Source organism: Odoribacter sp. AF15-53 (assembly GCF_003479425.1).
Lineage (GTDB): Bacteria > Bacteroidota > Bacteroidia > Bacteroidales > Marinifilaceae > Butyricimonas.
The window spans coordinates 430,103-448,138 of the sequence record NZ_QUHC01000002.1; the positions used below are offsets into that span (position 1 = coordinate 430,103).

Below are 18,036 nucleotides of genomic sequence, written 5' to 3' on the forward strand. Positions count from 1 at the left end.
AATTTAATGATTTTAGATTTTAGATTCGACCAATTCCGTGATTTCAAGATTTCAAATTAAGTGATTCCTACTCTCAGTTCTCACACCTTTTTTATAATCACCCAATCATTGAAACAACAATCTCTGAATCTATTCATCTTTTATTTTTTAGCTTTTAACTTACACGGATATCGCCCCCTTTATATGCGGATGGGGGGTATAATCACACAAGGTGAAATCTTCATACTTGAAATCGAAAATACTCTTCACCTCCGGGTTAATCTCCATCCGGGGTAGAGGACGAGGTTCTCGTGATAATTGCAACTTCACCTGTTCCATGTGATTCAAATAAATATGCGTATCCCCCAACGTGTGTACAAACTCTCCGGGTTTCAACCCGCACACTTGGGCCATCATCAGGGTCAACAAGGCATACGAGGCGATATTAAACGGAACCCCCAAGAAAGTATCGGCACTACGCTGGTAAAGCTGGCAAGACAACTTCCCGTTTGCCACATAAAATTGAAATAACGCGTGGCATGGAGGCAAAGCCATGTTTTCAATATCTCCGGCATTCCACGCACTCACGATCAATCGACGGGAATTCGGACTATGCTTGATATCATGCTCGACCTGTGAAATCTGATCCAGAAACGTCCCGTCCGCCTTGGGCCATGAACGCCACTGATAACCATAGATATGTCCCAGATCACCTGCCTCATCCGCCCACTCGTTCCAGATACTCACGCCATGATCCTGCAAATATTTCACGTTCGTATCCCCGTTCAGGAACCACAACAATTCATATATAATTGATTTCAAATGCAATTTCTTCGTGGTCAACAAGGGAAATCCCTCTTCCAGATTAAACCGCATCTGATGCCCGAACACGCTAATCGTGCCCGTCCCCGTGCGATCCTCTTTCACGGTTCCCTCTTTCATTATCCTATCCAGTAAATCCAAATATTGCCTCATAACAATTGAAAATTGAAAATTGAAAATTGAAAATGATTCAACGCTCAATTTGTTTATAGGACAAAGATACCGTTTTAATTTTAGATTTTAGAAGCTGTTTTGAATTCATTCCATGATTTTTTTAAGCATAATTGGGCTTCAAGGAAATCATTTCAAGATTTCCTCGATTACCAAAATTTCTGTACACCATTTTGATAAGTGAATATCCGTTCTTCAACACCTGTCGTCCAATTTCTAAGCCAGTATAATGCATTAGACGAAACATTATCATATTCCAGGTAAAAATCATTAGACATTTTCATCCCCAATGATTTCCAGCCATCCAGATCAAAGTAAAATAATTCATAAGTATTATCCGGGTAAATTCCATTACCATCAGACCTGGGCAAACAAACTAACTTAGACAACTTTACGGGATGCCCAAAGTTTATAACCAAAGGGTTAAATTCATTAAGAACGGTAAAAGTTAACGGATCATCATCAAGCAACATGCTATATTGTTCATCGACCTTAGCTTGTAGTAGGTTTCCGTTTTCATCATAGAAATAAATCTCGGCAATATGACTTTGTTCCGGAGAATATATTTTATACCATTGATATGTTTTATCTTTTAGATTGTTGACCGAAATAATCTCTTGCAAAGGTGTTTGTGCAAATTGAAAAACAGTATCGGCATCATTAAACGCTTGGGTAGAAGAGCCTTTAACAAAACATTTTTTCAACCTCTTGAAATAGAAAACCACGCTATTATAATTCTGAGGGTTCTTTCTAAACAAACGTATTTTTTGTATTTTCCCGGTATCCGGAATCAAATATTCTTTTTCTCCTTTAAAATTTAGAATAAACGGGTAATTATATGCCTGTATGTTATCTTTAGTCCTGTAATAAATTGGCAAATACACCGTATTGCGTGTCATTTTTGGGAAACACGCATTTTCATTCTTAACTTCTCCTATAGCTATGGATTTCCATGATAGATTGTTGAATACGCTTAAATAAACATGCACAGGAGAATCACGAATCATTTTGTTTGCCTCCACTTCTAAATCCACGGTCGGGCAGTACAAATCAGTAACATCTTTTTTAAAAGGATCGCAAAAGAATTCAGGAATATACTCATCGCCCTTGGGCTTGATAATCTTATTTTTTAAAAATGTTTTCCGATATATTTTACCAGGTTTTCGATCAAAAACAAGTTCTAAATGATTTTTATTGAATAGAACAGATGGTTCATTACACCAATAATGATAACCATTCCTGTTCGCATAACATGGGATGTAATCGATCATGGCAGGAATACCTAACGACCGTTGTTCAAACAAATTATTTTGCGCATTCAAATAGCAATCACCAAGAGAATTGATATCCAATAAAGTACGTCTTATTTGGAGATTCATTTGTGTCGACTCTTTCAACTTGAATTTAGCTATCAATCCGGATAAAGAATTGGTAAAATAGTCTCCTACCTTTTCCGATGGCATGTTAGAAGCGTAAACGTGCAGGGAATCTCGCCAAAGATCCAGTCGTTCATTCTCAAAACGGTATGGCAAAACATACTCCAAGAATTCATCAAAAGCGATCATGTCGAGCCACGAATATTTATATAGTAACTCGAATGACAAATCTATATGACGGATTAGAAAATCCGACGTGATATAGCGTAAATCTTCTTGAATCTGGGAATCTTCACCCGAAGATACAAAATGAGATAAACTAATATCCAATATTTTTTTATAGTAATAAGAACTGATAGAATCTTTATCAATTATTTCTCGATAATGATCTATAGTTTTACCTCTTAACGTGTAATGTCCCGGCATATTCTCGATAAGGAATTCCGCGGCTTTCAATTTTAAACTATCATCACATGCTGAATAGTGCTTTAGTACTTTTTCCAGTTCACACCTGTTCTCCCCGCTCAACACAAGAGCTTCTTCCAATTTGGATGGGGTAAATGTACAACAATTCATTATCGTGATAAGTATATAACAAAAGAGAATTTCATGCAAATAATATCGTTTCATAGCTCTCGTTTTTCAAAACTTGTTATTATTGTTTTTGTATATATTCTCGTGCTTCCTTTCTAGCTTTTAGAACCACGTTATTGACAACACGCACGGGCATAGAAATAATCTCTTTGCTCAATCTTGTACATTCTTCCCTATTTCCTTCTGCTTTATTCACGAGCAACAACCCGTACGTTGGAGATATATGATTAGGAGTCATTTTTTTAGCATACAAAAAACAATCACGAGCCGAATCAAGCTCTTGCTTGTACAGGTAAATCATTCCTAAATCACATAAAAGAGAAGAAGTCGGGGCAATATTTAATAACAATTTTTTAGCTTGCAGGGATGCGTTTATTTGATCGTGTTTTAAATATTGCTCACTTAATAGATAAAGAAAGTTTTTGTTATGCCTCATAAATGAATAATCTTTCGAGTTATCCCGGATATAATCACCATTTTTTAAAGAGTTGTATGCATGATTATACATCTGGTAAGATTTTACATTAAAAAAAATCCCGAAACCGACTACTCCCAGTAATAAAATCGTTGTCGACTTTTTCAAGATGAATTCAATGAATGGTTTTCTATCTTTTCCTAAAATGCCTATAAACACCGGAAAACATACTTTTATTGGAAAAATGGAGGATGGATAAGAAAACAGAGCGAATACGAATAAAGTGATCAAGCCTAGGCGGGCCACAAGCCCGTGTTTTATATTGTCCGTACCACGAAACGCATAAATGAGCAATCCGCTAAACAAAAGTAAACCGACAAGACCTTGTTCACAACTAACATGAATGAATTCGTTAAATGCAAGCATGTTATTATCCGCAATTAACGCCTCATTTCCCCCAACATGCTCATCTAAATAACATGCTTGACAAGGCATATAATTAGCGGCAAAACTCCCTATTCCATGCCCGAACACCGGGGCATCTTTTATCATGAACAGGCTCGAATTCCACGTTAATACCCGTACATCGGCTGATGCTTTTTTATAATAATATAAAGAGATCATCATAACGATGATTAAGATGCAAAACGATAATTTAATGTACCAATGTCGATAAAAAGGGCGATTGAAATAATTATTTGCGAATAAAAGACAAATCGGTACGATTACTGCTAACCAGGCCGCTCTTGAATCAGACAAGAGTAGAGCAACAATTTGAATGAATAGAATACATGGAAAGAATATATTTCCTTTAGTGATAGAATATTGTTTTGCTCTCCACATGAAAAGCCCTACAACAATAGATAAAGCGAGGAAACCACCGTAATGCCCCGGGTTTGAAAAACTTCCCGTTATTTTAAAGATTACATGATTTGACTCCAGTAAATTGACATATTGAAGCACTCCAATAACAGCCTGTATCGTCCCTCCCAACAACAAGGACACATATAGCACCCGTAGAAATTTATATTCAAGTAACCTAACCAAAACATATATAATAACCAACCCGAACCACTCACATACAATCACCGGGTTAAATATTACGTCCGAAACCATCATCCTTAAAACTCCATAACATATATATAAAGCAAAACAGACATCCACGATATTTATCTTCAACTTGGTATTTTTAAAACCTTTGTAGCACAACCAGTATATAAATATCGTAGAACATATTAAACTGGTCAAGAATATCGGTATCACCCCGTCCAAATCACTAAAGTTGCTAGAAATAACCGGCAGGAATGCCAACATACACCCGAGTACAACAGAGAGCGTGTAATTCAAATAATTATGGGGGATATTTTCCATCTAAAAAGGAATTTAGAAGTATCAATGGTATTCCGTGGATGAGTATATTTTTTATTCAATTTCATATTTATATCTACCACGAGCAACATTACTCGTGATAGATATTTTCCTATATCACTTTAAATCTTTCATAAAAGTAATGACAACCATAAATTTGAGATTTTTAATCTTGCGATCGGATTCGGATATATTCAATTTTAATATCTTCTTAAACTTAGTTTCCAGTTGAAACAACCTGTCAGGGGCAAATTTTGATAAAACAGGATTATCTTTGCGAAACACGAAATCCAATTCTAGGGCATTACCTGCTTTATCTACTAGCACGTTTACACTCAATGATCCCCGTACAGTTTTTAATTGATTCAACTCCTGCAACGTTAAAGCATCCTTAAATGCTTGTACAAATTCACTATACTCGTAATTACGAGTGCTTCCCAACCATCTATCCAACGGAACCATGCTACCATCTTCAAAATACATGTTCGAGAGCGTGTCCTTGTTTTGAATATTTCTCACTCTAATTATACGATTAGGCATAACATCCATGCAATAATAACTGGCGTTTTTTCCTTTAGTTGTATCACCTGGATGATACAACTCTTGCGCATCTAATCTTACAATCGCCAACATCGACAATAATAATAATAACAATAATGATTTCATAATTCTCTAATTTAATTTTTGCAATCTTCGGATAGTTTGTTAGCTGTACCAAATGTTCTTGCTGAAGATGATTCCGGATAATCTTTAGCATTATAGGTGGAGTTCTTTCTCATCTCATCAATCACATAATCATATGTAACATCGAGTCCGCTTTCTTTAGGAATATAACGAATGTCTAATTCTTCATTCAATACCATCATAGCCATCGTTATTGAATTACTAGGTAATTCTATTCTATTTGTCCTTAAAGCATATCAATATGTAATTAAATGAGCCTCTATCTCCAAATTTAATTTTCCTTGGGGATTAGGGGTTTGTTGAGTATGAAATAATTCATGTAATATGGTTACTTCTAGCATATTAATATCGCCAAAACTCTTTACCCTAAATTGTTTTGTATCATGATCTAATCGTCCGAGAGATTTCAAACTACTATCATAAATTAGTTGAATATTGTTACCGTTTAAAGCTCCAACAAGTCTTCCACCCATACAATCATGGTTGATACTATCTAACATTTTTTCAACTTTCTCCCATTGCTCTTTTGTCAAGTTTGATTTATTAGAGAAAATTCTCTTGGAGAGAGCTCCCCTATAATCACTTGATGGTGCACTTCCTCCACCAGTTCCAGTTTGGCAATTCCCCGGGCAAACGGAACTACCGCATTTCGGGCAATACCATTGTACAGGAGGAATAACAGGAGGCGGAGTAACACTATGACCACGACATTGATCTATGGGCAAATGACATTTGGGGCAATAAGTAACCGTTACCTCCGGAATATCTCCCGGGGGAACAGGAGTCCATCCTCCAGCTTCTCCCGATCTCGTGTAAATTCCCGCACTGTTCGCGTCCATCAGGGTGAACGTGCTTGAAACGCTTGCCGGATCAATATCTTTTTCCTCCATTCCCGATGCCCTTGCCAGTGCGACACGTTGTTGCCTGCCTTCCGTGAATTGGAAAGCATCAAGGCAATTCCCCTCAAGATCGGAAACGATCATCAAACCGGAGAACTCTTTTGGACTCAAAAAGCTACATGTCTGCGAAGATTGCGCGTGCATGATTTCGTATCTTCTATCTGTAATGATAGTCACCACAAAACTACGCATTTCTTCCAATTCATCATGTTTTTGGATGATTAATTTCGTCTCCACATTCGAAAGCCCCCCTTGACGCACCCCATCTTGGACACGAGAATAATAACTTTTCACGTACACGTCCCCGGTTAACGGAACTTCCAGCGAAGAAATAGCTCCACGCCTAACACATTGTCCCTCTTCCCAATTTGGAGTGATTACACGAGAGGACAACGCCATACTCCTTGCTAAGCCCTCCTTCTGTTTCCCAACACGGACTGTTTGAATGTCCGTTGCATTTTGTTCGAAAAATAGTCTCGCTTCTTTCGTGAAAACTCCCAGATCATCCACCATGTCAAGAATATCTTGAGAGCAACGGACAAAAGAGAATAACATGAAAACAGCAAAACTAAAACATAGCAATAATCTTTTTTTCATAATATTTGTTATTTAAGCAATACACAAAAATAACATAATCAAGGAATACATCCACAAAAAATATCTAAAATTTCATTCCACTTTCAACGTATATAGCCATATTTTCATACAACTCACCAACATTGATATATAACTATTTATTATTTCCTCATAATTCACGTATATTCTAATTATAAAACAAGCATTTTGAATTTTCTTAAAACTTGATTATATCAAAATTTCATTTTATCCGTTTCAATCTACTCAATTTATTTATCAAGTGATTTCAAGTTCAAGCCTTGGCCTCGATTCAACAATTATTCTTTAAAAAAACACAAGCTATTAAATGATTGTAGCATACCATATCACTCCTAACGCCTGCCTTAAAATATCCCGTTGTATCCGGGAGACCACCCGACAAGCTCACAATTTTCATACAAAATCTAAAATTCGACAGCGTTAAAAAAGAATAAAGCCCGTTAATATGGCGGTTAGGTGGCGGCTAAGTGGCGGCTAGGTGTAGGCGAACCCGCCTAATAGTGTGGCAACAACAGGGCAATAGTCTGTTGGAAAGATTGTTTTGCCAGAGAGAGAGCATGGCTCTCGTACAGGCATCAGTGAATGATACCAAAAACTTTGTTTTTATTTTTTCCGCACGATCATCAAACCGTGTCGAACGGGAAGTAATAAATTTGTTACCCGTTGATCGGCCTGCACCATATCATTGAAATCCAGGATTCCTTTGGTTTGAGCGTCCAACTTCACTTGCGGATCTGCCACCTTGCCATCCCACAACACGTCATCCGCGATAATAATCCCACCAGAACGTACCTTATCAAATACCAGACGATAATATTCGGAATATTCCCGTTTATCCGCATCAATAAAGACCAGATCAAACATTTCGTCCAGACGGGGTATAATCTCGCAAGCATCCCCCACGTGAAAAACGATTCGCTCCTGCAAACCACTCTTCCCGATATAACGCCGGGTAAAATCTTCCAGTTCGTCATTTACATCTATCGTGTGCAGAACACCGTCTTCCCCCATGCCGGAGGCCATAGCGATCGCGGCGTATCCGGTATACGTCCCGATCTCCAACACTCGCCGGGTCCCGATCATCTGACAAATCATCCGGAGAAATTGTCCCTGCAAATTCCCGGACAACATCCGCGGGCGCAACACGTTCAGATGCGTTTCCCGCGACAACTCGACCAACACGTCACTCTCCGGTTCGCTATGAGCCTCGATATATCGTTCCAACTCAGGATTCAATTCCAGCATACCCAACGTTTATTTATAAAGTAATACAGACTGTTTTTCCAGGTCAAATACCTCCTTGGCCACCTTGACTAGCAGTTCCGGGGTAATCTCCTCGACCTGCGTGTATATGTCCTCCAAACTATCCACCTTGTCATAAATCAAGAAACTTTTCCCGATCGACAACATCAAATTCTCATAGTTCTCGGACGAAATCGCCAACTGCCCCACCATTTGCGCCTTCGCTCGCTTCAATTGCACCGGGCCCAACTTCTCCTCGTAGAGGGCGCGCATCTCCTTTTTACACAGGTTCAGGCACCACTCGACATTCTCCGGGTCACAACCGAAATAAATCATCGACACCCCCGTGTCCGAGTAAGGCGTGTAGGATGCCTCGATATTATAAGCCAACCCGTATTTTTCGCGGATGTTCAGGTTTAACCGGGAATTCATGCCCGTCCCCCCGAGTAAATTCATCAGCAACGACAAGGCCAAACGGTTGTCCTCCGTGTAATCATAAGCGATATTCCCGATAATACAATGACTCTGGTGGGTCTCCCTGTCCAACTCCACGAAACGGGGAGTGTAAATCTCCGGTTTGATCCGGGTTCGCAAGGGGGTTCCGCTTGCATAAGGCGAAAAATATTTCTCGACCAAACGCACCAATTTCTCAAACGGGATATCACCCACCGAGCTGATCACCATGCGATTCGGGAAATAATTCCGTCTCACGAAATCCAGCACCATATCTCGTGAAATCCGTTCCACGGAAGGCTCATCGCCGAGGATATTCCGACCGATCGGGTAACCCGAATAAATCAATTCCTCGAAATCGTCAAATATCAACTCGCCCGGATTATCCTTGTACGAGTTGATCTCGTCCAGCACGACATCCTTCTCCTTCTCGATCTCCTTTTCCGGGAAAACAGAATGAAAAACAATATCAGCAAATAACTCCAACGCCCGCTCGTAATCTTTCGCCATGAATGTCGCGTACACGCAGGTATCCTCTTTCGTGGTGTAAGCATTCAACTCTCCCCCGACATCCTCCAAACGGCTTAATATATGATAGGCTTTACGCTTCTCGGTACCTTTAAAAATGACGTGTTCGATAAAATGAGCCATTCCCAGCTCATCTTCTCGCTCATCCCGACTCCCCACGTTTATAATCAAACCGCAATAAGCGGCTTTATTCGGAACATAATTATGGATTAGTCTTAACCCATTAGCAAATATGTGTGTTTGATACATTTTATTGAATAAAAAGACTCCCTCCCGACAAATTCAAATTCACTTTTCCCGCGTATTTTTTATCCCCGATAAACCCGGTCTCCAACACGGTATTCTTATCCGTAGTCGGCTTACTCTCCAAGGTTACTCCCTGGGGTAATTCAACTTTCAGATTCTTATTACGAGCGATTTCCAGCGTGTAACCGCATCCCTCCATGAAGGTCAACCCGACTTTCGTTGAAGAACCTTTCACGTCAACCGAAGAAAACGAGAAATTAATGTTACGCACGTTCAATTCACCCCAGCGCATATCCATCCGGATCGACCCACCGACATCCTGCACGTCGTATTTCGTGTAAAAAGAATTCCCGTCCAAGTTCTCGATCAAACCCAGGTAACAAGTCCCCCCGGAAGTTTTCAAGGAAAGATTGTCGGCCTCCATTAATTGCAATGTCGTCGAGGTACAATCCAGCTTCATGTCTGTCCCCTCCCCGATTTTCACCTTGCAAGACTTGAACTCGGCGTTCATTTTTTCCACTTTTTCCACCTCGAATTCCCCTTTATTCTGCTTTACCGAGAATTCGCCCCCGGTCACGGAATTCGCCTTGAAGTTACCGGACACGATCTCCACGCTCAAATCTCCCGTGAAATCCGAAGTCGAGACCCCGCCATCAGTACTTACCAAACGAACCTTTTTCCCTCTAGGCACTTTAATATGATAATCTATACTAACTGTCACCCCGGCAAACATTTGACGCAGGCTCATATCTTTCCGGAATAGCGTCTCCACGTTCAGAACGCCCCCCTGTTCCTTGGCTGTAATTGAGATATATTCCAGAATCTCGTCAACTTTGGCTTTTGTTTTAGCCTCTACCCACACGGAAGCCGTTATCGCAAACTCGTCCCCTTCTTGCCGGACATCTATGTTCCCGTAACGATTCGTGACCGTCAACTCGTTGAACGAGGCTGCCGGGAAACTCTTCTTGAACTCCTTCGATCCTTCTTCCGCCCACACGTTCACTCCTAATAAAACAGCTATTGCCAAAAATAAAATACTTTTCATCTTTATCGATTTAATCCATCCTAAACCCGTTTCCTCTCTCAATCGCCAATTATCCGATCTCTTCGTTTTCCTCCACTTCTTTGTACCGGACCGCGAGATAAGCGATCATCCGGCTAAATGTTTCCATCGCCATTGTCGTTTGCGAATTTATCTCTTTTTTCTGTAATCGCAACATTAAATGCCCATAAAGAGCATGAAAGGCTAATTCCACGTCGGAAACATCTTCCGGCAGGTTAGCTTTCCGGCGATAATCCAGCAAATTGTTAGCGGCCATAAAGAACAACTGCTTGTATTTCATATCCTGCACGTTATGCAGCAAATGGAAATGCAACTCCGTCAACTCATTCACCATATTCTTGACAACCTGCACGTGCCCGCTCTTCACCACTTCTTCTTTCCGCATCATCTCGATCAGGTTGTCATACCAATCACTGATCTCTTTCCGGGTATCGTCCTCCACCTGAAACTGGCTTACCACGTTCTGATTCACCAATTGAATATCCATCCGCATCGCTCTCAACATATCCTCTACTTGCCACATATACAGGATATATTCGGCCACATTGCTCTTTCTCTTTTCACGCGCGATCAACATATTTATGATTTTAGATTTATGATTTCAGATCAAGTGATTTCCTCACACAATTCTCATGCTCTTTTATAATCACCGAATTATTCAATCGGCAATCACAAAATCGACTTGTTCTAGATTTCTTTAAGTTTATCAATCAACCTCCGGTCTCGCTTGGTCGGTCTTCCCGTGCCTCGATCCCGACTTTCGAACTGCATGAAAGTTCCCCGAAGGATATCCAGTTTCTCTTGCGGGGTAACCTCTTCCACGAAATCCACGGCCAATTGTGCAGACATCCGTTTATCGGTGATCTGCTTCACAACATATTCTCGTTCTATCGGCGGGACCCGGACTTTCACGATATCACCGACTTTTACTTCACGAGAGGCTTTCACGTGTACATCCCCGATAGACACATGACCTTTTCCGCAAGCCTCTGCTGCTAACGACCGAGTTTTAAAAATCCGGACAGCCCATAACCATTTATCTACCCTAACTTTTTCCACCGTCTATTTTTTTACTATTATGATTTCAAAGCTAATACTTATTCCTTAAACAACAAAACAGAAACGCTGCACTTTAGTCTATAAAGTCCATAAGGTCCATAAAGTTGAGCCTTTGGCTCTTAAAGTTCATAAAGTCCATGGACCCCTGCGGGCGCTTTGTCAACGGCAGCTTTGCTGCCGAATCACTTCATCGGAAATCATTAATCAAGAAATCAATAACATCTAAAATCGTAAATTATTACACAGGCTCATCGTCTTATCGACCCCGATAAACACGAAATTCTCGATCACCTCGCCACAATGTTTCAACATGGCGGGAAAACGCTCTTCTTCATCAGGTCCCCATTCTCCCAGCACGTAATCCACCTGCTTCCCCTTGGGAAATTCATTCCCGATGCCGAAACGTAAACGGGTATAATCCTGTGTTCCCAACAACTGGTTGATACTTTTCAAACCGTTATGTCCGCCGTCACTCCCTTTGCTTCTCAAACGTATCGTTCCGAAAGGCAACGCCAGGTCATCCACCACGACAAAAAGATTGGACAACTCGATCTTTTCTTTCTGCATCCAGTAGCTGACGGCTTTACCGCTAAGATTCATATACGTGTTCGGCTTCAACAAAATTAAAGTACGACCTTTCAGTTTCACGGTAGCCACTGCCCCGTAACGCATATCTTCAAAAACAGTATTGGACGCCTTTGCGAAGGCGTCCAATACTTTAAATCCGATGTTATGTCGTGTATTCTGGTATTCGGGACCTATATTGCCCAATCCCACAATAAGATATTTCATCTGTCTATTTTTTCAATCTACTATTGAGCGTTTTGTGCAGCTCTGGCAGCTCTAGTCAATTTAACCTGAGCAACCACAACGCTCTTGGCATTCAACAACTCAACACCTTCCACGTGAACATCCTGTACTTTGATAGCCTTACCAACACCCAAAGAAGTAACATCAACAACTATTTCATCCGGCATGTCTTTCGGAAGAGCTTTTACTTTCAGTTTACGGGTAATAAGAGCCAATTTACCTCCGGCTTGAACTCCGGCAGCAAAACCGGTAACCCGAACAGGAATTTCCATGGCAACAGGTTTATCCTCTGAAGTCTGGTAAAAATCAATATGTAACGCTCTGTCTGTTACCGGGTGAAATTGAATATCTCTCATCACGGCGCTATAAGCGTTACTGTCAAGATTCAAATTTACCAAGTAAACATTAGGAGTATAAAGAAGTTTCTTCAAATCTCTTTCAAGAACAGCAAAATGAACATTTGCTTCTCCACCATAAAGAACACACGGAACTTTTTCTTCACGTCTTACAGCCTTAGTTGCTTTTTTGCCCAAGTCGTTTCTTACTTCTCCTTTTAATTCAAATACTTGCATAATACTTAAATTGCTTGTGTTACTCAAATCCAGACTGATGCCCCGGGGTTTTAAGCCACGTCTGTATTCCCATCACACGGTTTTAATTTTATATCCCCGTACTAAAATGAGCCGCAAAGGTAAAAACAAATTACCAGAATCACAATACTTTTCTCCTTTTCTCAAGTTTACAATCAATATAAATAAGCATTTACACGTCGAAGTACAACACTCAAAACAACAGCCTGAAAATCAACACCTAAATCTCGAATATCGCTTTATTTCAATGACCTATTTTCACAGCTGACAACCCTTTTTATTTCGAAAAAGTTTTTTGTTTCAATTATAGGTCTTATTTTTGCGTCATTATTAACAAACAAATTTTATTAGAAATGGCTTACGTAATATCTGATGATTGTATTTCTTGTGGAGCATGTGAATCAGAGTGCCCGGTAGGAGCAATCTCTATGGGTGATGATCACTACCAAATTAATGCTGATGAATGTATCTCATGCGGGGCTTGCGCTGGTGTATGTCCTGTTGGAGCTCCGAAAGAAGCTTAATCATCATAAAAAAGAAAAATAAAGAGACTGTTCAACCGACAGTCTCTTTTTTTATTTCCCGGAAATCACGAGATCCATCCGGACATCCAGTTCATCCACCGGGACCTCCTCCACGAGTTGAAACCCGAAACAGATTCCCACCTTTCGGGCAACACGAGTTTCTTTCAGGATCTTGTCATAATATCCCCGGCCCCGGCCTAAGCGATTTCCCCGGTGATCAAAGGCCACACCCGGCACCACGATCAAATCAATAGCATCGTAATCCGTGTATAGTTCCCCGACAGGCTCCAATATACCGAAAGCCTCCCCCGGTTGTAGGGATTCCATCCCGGTGAACACCCGCAATTCCAACACGTCACCTTTCACGCAAGGCAACAGAACCGTCTTCTCCCCTGCCCATTTACACACGTAATCATGCGTGAATACCTCGTCATCCATAGACCAGTAAAGCAACACGGTACGGGCATCCTGAAAGATCGCTTTCCGCTCAAGCTCCTCCCACAACGGGCGGGACATTTCTATTTTCTGTTCCAGCGAATACTGGTTTTTCAAAGCCTTAATCTGTTTCCGTAATTCTTTTTTATCCATAATCTATAAACTTCCCTGAATATTTATTCATTATTTTCTGCAAAATTCGTACTTTTGCGCCAATAAACAAAGCAAGCTGCCAAAGAGTTATCAATTATATTTTGCAGCTTGCAATCAACCATTCCCGACAGGGGAAACAACGTGCAGGATTATGAAAATAGCGATACCTCAAATCAACTATCACATCGGTGACATTTCCGGAAACAAGGATCTCATTATAGCCGCCATTAAAAAGGCCAAAGCCATGAAAGCGGAACTTGTTCTATTCCCGGAACACGCGATCTGCGGGGCTTATCCCCAAGACCTTTTCGACAAAGAATATTTCATAAACGAGTGTCGCATGAGCATCGAGCAAATAGCCGAACAATGTCACAACATATCGGCTCTAATCGGTTGCCCGAACCTGGATCTGGAAGACGGGATATTAATGAACGCCATGTTTTTCATCTACGACGGGGAAGTCCGGGGCGGTGTCAACAAGACCATTTTAAGCGATTACGACATTTTCGACGAGAGTCGGTACTTTATTCCGGGAGCATCAAATACTCCCTTACGCTACAGGAACCAGAACATCCGTGTCATTTTTGATGAATACGAATCCAACATGATCGAGAAGACAGACTCTTTTATCGTTCACGTCGGCTCCACGCCTTTCACCACGGAAAGTTACGCGTACCGGAAAGAAAGCTTATCATACATTGCCCACAAGCAAAAATGTCCTCTCATCTCGATTAATCACGTGGGTGCGAACACCTCCTTGATTTTTGACGGAAATTCCATGGTATTTAACGGGAAAGGGATTTTAACGCATAAGTTGGCCGCCTTCAAGGAAGATTTTATCCTGATTGACACGGACAGGTTAATGAATGCCCCTGCAGTGAAAGAGAATAAACCGGAAACCATCGCTCTCATACACGAGGCCTTGATTTTAGGGATAAAAGACTTTTTCCGTAAAAACGGGTTCACGAAAGCCGTACTCGGACTTTCCGGCGGTATCGACTCGGCTCTTGTTGCCGCTCTGGCAACCGAGGCTCTGGGTAAAGAAAACGTGCTCGGCATCCTGATGCCTTCGCATTTTTCAACAGATCATTCCGTGACCGATGCCGTTGACCTGGCCAAAAACCTAGGGATCGCTTACGAGACATTGCCTATAAAAGAAGTATATGATGCCTATATCAACACCCTGCACCCGGTCTTCAAAGACGCCCCGTTCAACGTGGCCGAAGAGAACCTACAAGCCCGTATCCGCGGAGGTTTGGTCATGGCGATTTCCAATAAATTCGGGCATATTCTGTTAAACACCTCCAACAAAAGCGAGGCCTCCGTGGGTTACGGAACCCTTTACGGGGACTTGTGCGGCTCCCTGTCCGTGCTGGGTGACGTGTATAAAACCGACGTGTATAAATTATCCCGCTACATCAACCGGGAACGGGAAATTATCCCGGAGAACACGATCACGAAAGCTCCCTCGGCAGAACTTCGCCCCGGTCAAAAAGATCAGGATTCTCTACCGGATTACGACACGCTGGATGCCATATTGAAACTGTATCTTGAAGAAAATCAATCCCAACGAGAAATTATCGGGAAAGGATACGCCCCTGAAGTCGTGGAGAAAACACTTCGACTGGTGAATCGGAACGAATACAAACGGGCGCAATGCCCACCCATACTCAAAATCAGTAAAAAGGCTTTCGGCAGCGGACGCCGGATGCCCCTTACTGCTAAATTATAATCAACGGATAAGAGAAAGAGCTTATGAGAACGATAAAAGACAAAGAGTTACACGAAAAATATTGTAACATCTGTATTGATAGTCCCAACTCCCTCTTCGCCACGCTCGACGAAAGTAGTAAAAGTATTATTCGCCAAACCAGCATCTGCAAGATGTACCGGAAAGGCGACCTGATCTACGAAGAGGGAAACAAACCTTTCGGGTTGATTTGTCTGATTACCGGGAAAGCCAAAATTGCCAAAAAAGGAATTGCCGGAAGAGAACAAATCGTCCGTATGGCAAAACCCGTCGGCTTCATCGGTTACCGGGCATTCTTCGCCGAGGAAATCCATATCGCTTCAGCCGAAGCCCTCGAAGATTCTATCGTTTGTATCATGAAGACCGAATTGATTTTCGGTATCGTGCGCAGTAACTCGGATGTCGCCATGAACGTGATCCGTGCCCTCGCTACCGACCTCGGTTTTTCGAACCGCCGAACGGTTACGCTCACGCAGAAACATATTCGCGGTCGCCTGGCCGAAGCCCTGCTTGTACTAAAAGACACGTACGGTTTCGAGGACGATAACATGACGTTGAAAATATGCCTTCCCCGGGAAGATATTGCCAATCTCTCGAACATGACAACCTCCAACGCTATCCGTACCTTATCCAACTTTGCCTCGGAGGGAATTCTTGAACTTTCGGGCAAACAGATCAAGATCACGAACATGGAAGCGCTGGAAAAAGTCAGTGACATGGGATAAATTCATCCCAACAACTGACGAACGCATCGACTAATGGTCTCGTAATCAAACCCACGACTCAAAGCAAAGCGGAAAAGCTTTGCTTTTCGCTTGTAAAGATCATCCTCTTTCAAGCTTTTATTCTTTTGCTGCAATAAAGACAGACAGATCGTATCGCTCTGCTCCTCCGGCAAAGTAGCCAAAGCCTCGTCGATAATAGTATCAGCAATATGCTTCTGCCGTAACATCAGCCCTATCTTCAATTTTCCCCAACGATTAAAACGATGTTTATCCCGGGCATACGCTTCCGCAAAGCGAAGATCATCCACGAAACGATTCTTCACCAGAAACTCCATGATCGCGGCAATATCTTTCTCCGCTAACTCCCAACGTGCCAATTTGGTCATCACGTCAAAACTGCAATACTCCTTCTTGCTACATTGTCCCGCTATAATATTCAAAGCTTTCTTCGCATCCACTATATAAAAAATTTAGAATTTAGAATGAATTGATTCCGAGAGTCGACAGCACAAACTGTCGTAAACAAAGCGCCAGGCCGGGATCCACAGACTTTATAGACTTTAAGGACTTTATGAACCCTTTTTAGCTTTAACCATTCTTTCCCTTTCATTAATATCCCTTCGTAATTCCACCTCCCGGTATCCCATATCCCGGAGTAATTGAACGGTTTCTTTTCCAAATGCCTCGTTGATCTCGAAAAACAACAACCCTTCCGGCTTCAGATAACGCAGCCCGAATGCGGCAATCTTTCGATAAAACAGCAACGGATCGTCATCCGAGACAAACAGAGCCCGACCGGGTTCGTAATTCAATACCCGGTCATGCATCAAAGCTTTTTCGGATTCCCTCACGTAAGGCGGATTACTCACGATCACGTCAAAACGAGCCCACTCCCACTCCTCGTAATGCATAATATCACGTACCCCAAATTCCACTTCCACTCCATTTTGCCGAGCGTTATCACTCGCTTGCCGCACGGCTTCCGGTGAAATATCCACCCCGTACAACTGCAATCCCTTCACCAATTTTCCCAGCGACACGATAATACACCCGCTTCCCGTACCAACATCCAGCACCTTCATCCCTGACTCCAAACCCGATTCCGTCATCCACATCACTAACTCTTCCGTTTCCGGACGAGGGATCAACGTATCGCTATTTAATTGGAAATCAACGCCAGCAAACTCCGTCTCTCCCAATATATACTGAATAGGTTTATCCGTTTTCAACTCAGCCACGATCCCGCAAAATTTATCAATAAAGCTTTTTGCTAAAAATTCGTGTTTTTTAAGATGTATTTCTATATTTGTATAATGCAACATCTTACAAAAGATGAGCGTGCATAAACTTTTTATTTCATGCTCATTATAGGTATCTTTTAGCTCCTGTAATGCGTATCGTTGTAAATCAAACATCGTATTCATAAAACAAAGATACGGTTTAATTGAAAATTGACAACGCGGAAGTGAATATGAAAAGTATAATTGTTTAATCAAAATTATGAAAGAATATTGGTTCGTAGGATGAAATTTAAC

19 protein-coding genes are annotated in these 18,036 nt (G+C 41.5%); 3 read left to right on the forward strand and 16 right to left on the reverse strand.

From position 1 onward, the window contains the following. Positions 1-159: 159 nt before the first annotated feature. The 13 genes from DWW52_RS06350 to DWW52_RS06410 all read right to left on the reverse strand — a co-directional run bounded on the left by DWW52_RS06350 (position 160) and on the right by DWW52_RS06410 (position 12,896). Complete coding sequence (locus DWW52_RS06350; protein WP_118714624.1) at positions 160-954, reverse strand: thymidylate synthase; 795 nt, start codon at positions 952-954, stop codon at positions 160-162. A 167-nt stretch (positions 955-1,121) separates the two neighbouring features. After that, the gene (locus DWW52_RS06355; protein ID WP_118714625.1) at positions 1,122-2,978 is read right to left on the reverse strand and encodes a hypothetical protein; all 1,857 of its coding nucleotides are present in this window, start codon (positions 2,976-2,978) and stop codon (positions 1,122-1,124) included. 25 nt (positions 2,979-3,003) lie between these two features. Further along, positions 3,004-4,728: an O-antigen ligase family protein gene (locus DWW52_RS06360; protein ID WP_118714626.1), complete on the reverse strand. Its 1,725-nt coding sequence runs from the start codon at positions 4,726-4,728 to the stop codon at positions 3,004-3,006. Between the two features lie 114 nt (positions 4,729-4,842). Continuing rightward, complete coding sequence (locus DWW52_RS06365) at positions 4,843-5,391, reverse strand: hypothetical protein (protein WP_118714627.1); 549 nt, start codon at positions 5,389-5,391, stop codon at positions 4,843-4,845. An 11-nt stretch (positions 5,392-5,402) separates the two neighbouring features. After that, on the reverse strand, positions 5,403-5,591 hold the full coding sequence (locus tag DWW52_RS06370) for a hypothetical protein (protein WP_118714628.1): 189 nt from the start codon (positions 5,589-5,591) through the stop codon (positions 5,403-5,405). Positions 5,592-5,645: 54 nt separating this feature from the next. Then, positions 5,646-6,905 carry a hypothetical protein gene (locus DWW52_RS06375; RefSeq protein WP_118714629.1) on the reverse strand — a complete coding sequence of 420 codons (1,260 nt, stop codon included), beginning with the start codon at positions 6,903-6,905 and terminating at the stop codon, positions 5,646-5,648. Positions 6,906-7,526: 621 nt separating this feature from the next. Then, a complete protein-coding gene (locus tag DWW52_RS06380) occupies positions 7,527-8,168 on the reverse strand; it encodes an O-methyltransferase (protein WP_118714630.1) in 642 nt (213 codons plus the stop codon). 9 nt (positions 8,169-8,177) lie between these two features. Next, positions 8,178-9,395 carry a pitrilysin family protein gene (locus DWW52_RS06385; protein WP_118714631.1) on the reverse strand — a complete coding sequence of 406 codons (1,218 nt, stop codon included), beginning with the start codon at positions 9,393-9,395 and terminating at the stop codon, positions 8,178-8,180. Position 9,396: 1 nt separating this feature from the next. After that, positions 9,397-10,437: a hypothetical protein gene (locus tag DWW52_RS06390; protein ID WP_118714632.1), complete on the reverse strand. Its 1,041-nt coding sequence runs from the start codon at positions 10,435-10,437 to the stop codon at positions 9,397-9,399. Positions 10,438-10,486: 49 nt separating this feature from the next. Beyond that, positions 10,487-11,032 (reverse strand): DUF4924 family protein, encoded by a 546-nt coding sequence (locus DWW52_RS06395; RefSeq protein ID WP_118714633.1) that lies wholly within the window; start codon positions 11,030-11,032, stop codon positions 10,487-10,489. A 110-nt stretch (positions 11,033-11,142) separates the two neighbouring features. After that, positions 11,143-11,514 carry an RNA-binding S4 domain-containing protein gene (locus tag DWW52_RS06400; RefSeq protein WP_118714634.1) on the reverse strand — a complete coding sequence of 124 codons (372 nt, stop codon included), beginning with the start codon at positions 11,512-11,514 and terminating at the stop codon, positions 11,143-11,145. 222 nt (positions 11,515-11,736) lie between these two features. After that, positions 11,737-12,306: an aminoacyl-tRNA hydrolase gene (gene pth / locus DWW52_RS06405; protein ID WP_118714635.1), complete on the reverse strand. Its 570-nt coding sequence runs from the start codon at positions 12,304-12,306 to the stop codon at positions 11,737-11,739. 20 nt (positions 12,307-12,326) lie between these two features. Beyond that, entirely contained in the window at positions 12,327-12,896 is a 570-nt protein-coding gene (locus DWW52_RS06410; RefSeq protein ID WP_118714636.1) for a 50S ribosomal protein L25/general stress protein Ctc, read from the reverse strand. Between the two features lie 371 nt (positions 12,897-13,267). Between DWW52_RS06410 and DWW52_RS06415 the strand changes: the two genes are divergently transcribed. Next, positions 13,268-13,438 carry a DUF362 domain-containing protein gene (locus DWW52_RS06415; protein WP_071595998.1) on the forward strand — a complete coding sequence of 57 codons (171 nt, stop codon included), beginning with the start codon at positions 13,268-13,270 and terminating at the stop codon, positions 13,436-13,438. 51 nt (positions 13,439-13,489) lie between these two features. Here the strand turns inward: DWW52_RS06415 and DWW52_RS06420 are convergent, their stop codons facing one another. Next, positions 13,490-14,026, reverse strand: a complete 537-nt coding sequence (locus DWW52_RS06420; RefSeq protein WP_118714637.1) for a 5-formyltetrahydrofolate cyclo-ligase — start codon at positions 14,024-14,026, stop codon at positions 13,490-13,492. 151 nt (positions 14,027-14,177) lie between these two features. Here DWW52_RS06420 and DWW52_RS06425 point away from each other — a divergent pair, with 151 nt between their 5' ends. Further along, positions 14,178-15,758 carry an NAD+ synthase gene (locus DWW52_RS06425; RefSeq protein WP_118714638.1) on the forward strand — a complete coding sequence of 527 codons (1,581 nt, stop codon included), beginning with the start codon at positions 14,178-14,180 and terminating at the stop codon, positions 15,756-15,758. A gap of 23 nt (positions 15,759-15,781) precedes the next feature. Then, complete coding sequence (locus DWW52_RS06430; RefSeq protein ID WP_118714639.1) at positions 15,782-16,501, forward strand: Crp/Fnr family transcriptional regulator; 720 nt, start codon at positions 15,782-15,784, stop codon at positions 16,499-16,501. Between the two features lie 2 nt (positions 16,502-16,503). Here the strand turns inward: DWW52_RS06430 and DWW52_RS06435 are convergent, their stop codons facing one another. Together DWW52_RS06435 and prmC are read right to left on the reverse strand one after the other, a co-directional pair. Next, positions 16,504-16,959, reverse strand: coding sequence for a regulatory protein RecX (locus tag DWW52_RS06435; RefSeq protein WP_118714640.1), 456 nt, complete (start codon positions 16,957-16,959; stop codon positions 16,504-16,506). A gap of 111 nt (positions 16,960-17,070) precedes the next feature. Beyond that, on the reverse strand, positions 17,071-17,925 hold the full coding sequence (prmC, locus tag DWW52_RS06440) for a peptide chain release factor N(5)-glutamine methyltransferase (protein ID WP_118714641.1): 855 nt from the start codon (positions 17,923-17,925) through the stop codon (positions 17,071-17,073). Between the last annotated feature and the right edge of the window lie 111 nt (positions 17,926-18,036).

Coding starts and splice junctions, on each gene's coding strand:
- DWW52_RS06375 (WP_118714629.1), bottom strand. CDS start 6,905: ATGAAAAAAAGATTATTGCTATGTTTTAGTTTTGCTGTTTTCATGTTA.
- DWW52_RS06350 (WP_118714624.1), bottom strand. CDS start 954: ATGAGGCAATATTTGGATTTACTGGATAGGATAATGAAAGAGGGAACC.
- DWW52_RS06395 (WP_118714633.1), bottom strand. CDS start 11,032: ATGTTGATCGCGCGTGAAAAGAGAAAGAGCAATGTGGCCGAATATATC.
- DWW52_RS06360 (WP_118714626.1), bottom strand. CDS start 4,728: ATGGAAAATATCCCCCATAATTATTTGAATTACACGCTCTCTGTTGTA.
- DWW52_RS06380 (WP_118714630.1), bottom strand. CDS start 8,168: ATGCTGGAATTGAATCCTGAGTTGGAACGATATATCGAGGCTCATAGC.
- DWW52_RS06385 (WP_118714631.1), bottom strand. CDS start 9,395: ATGTATCAAACACACATATTTGCTAATGGGTTAAGACTAATCCATAAT.
- DWW52_RS06355 (WP_118714625.1), bottom strand. CDS start 2,978: ATGAAACGATATTATTTGCATGAAATTCTCTTTTGTTATATACTTATC.
- DWW52_RS06415 (WP_071595998.1), top strand. CDS start 13,268: ATGGCTTACGTAATATCTGATGATTGTATTTCTTGTGGAGCATGTGAA.
- DWW52_RS06420 (WP_118714637.1), bottom strand. CDS start 14,026: ATGGATAAAAAAGAATTACGGAAACAGATTAAGGCTTTGAAAAACCAG.
- DWW52_RS06365 (WP_118714627.1), bottom strand. CDS start 5,391: ATGAAATCATTATTGTTATTATTATTATTGTCGATGTTGGCGATTGTA.
- prmC (WP_118714641.1), bottom strand. CDS start 17,925: ATGAATACGATGTTTGATTTACAACGATACGCATTACAGGAGCTAAAA.
- DWW52_RS06410 (WP_118714636.1), bottom strand. CDS start 12,896: ATGCAAGTATTTGAATTAAAAGGAGAAGTAAGAAACGACTTGGGCAAA.
- pth (WP_118714635.1), bottom strand. CDS start 12,306: ATGAAATATCTTATTGTGGGATTGGGCAATATAGGTCCCGAATACCAG.
- DWW52_RS06425 (WP_118714638.1), top strand. CDS start 14,178: ATGAAAATAGCGATACCTCAAATCAACTATCACATCGGTGACATTTCC.
- DWW52_RS06430 (WP_118714639.1), top strand. CDS start 15,782: ATGAGAACGATAAAAGACAAAGAGTTACACGAAAAATATTGTAACATC.
- DWW52_RS06370 (WP_118714628.1), bottom strand. CDS start 5,591: ATGATGGTATTGAATGAAGAATTAGACATTCGTTATATTCCTAAAGAA.
- DWW52_RS06390 (WP_118714632.1), bottom strand. CDS start 10,437: ATGAAAAGTATTTTATTTTTGGCAATAGCTGTTTTATTAGGAGTGAAC.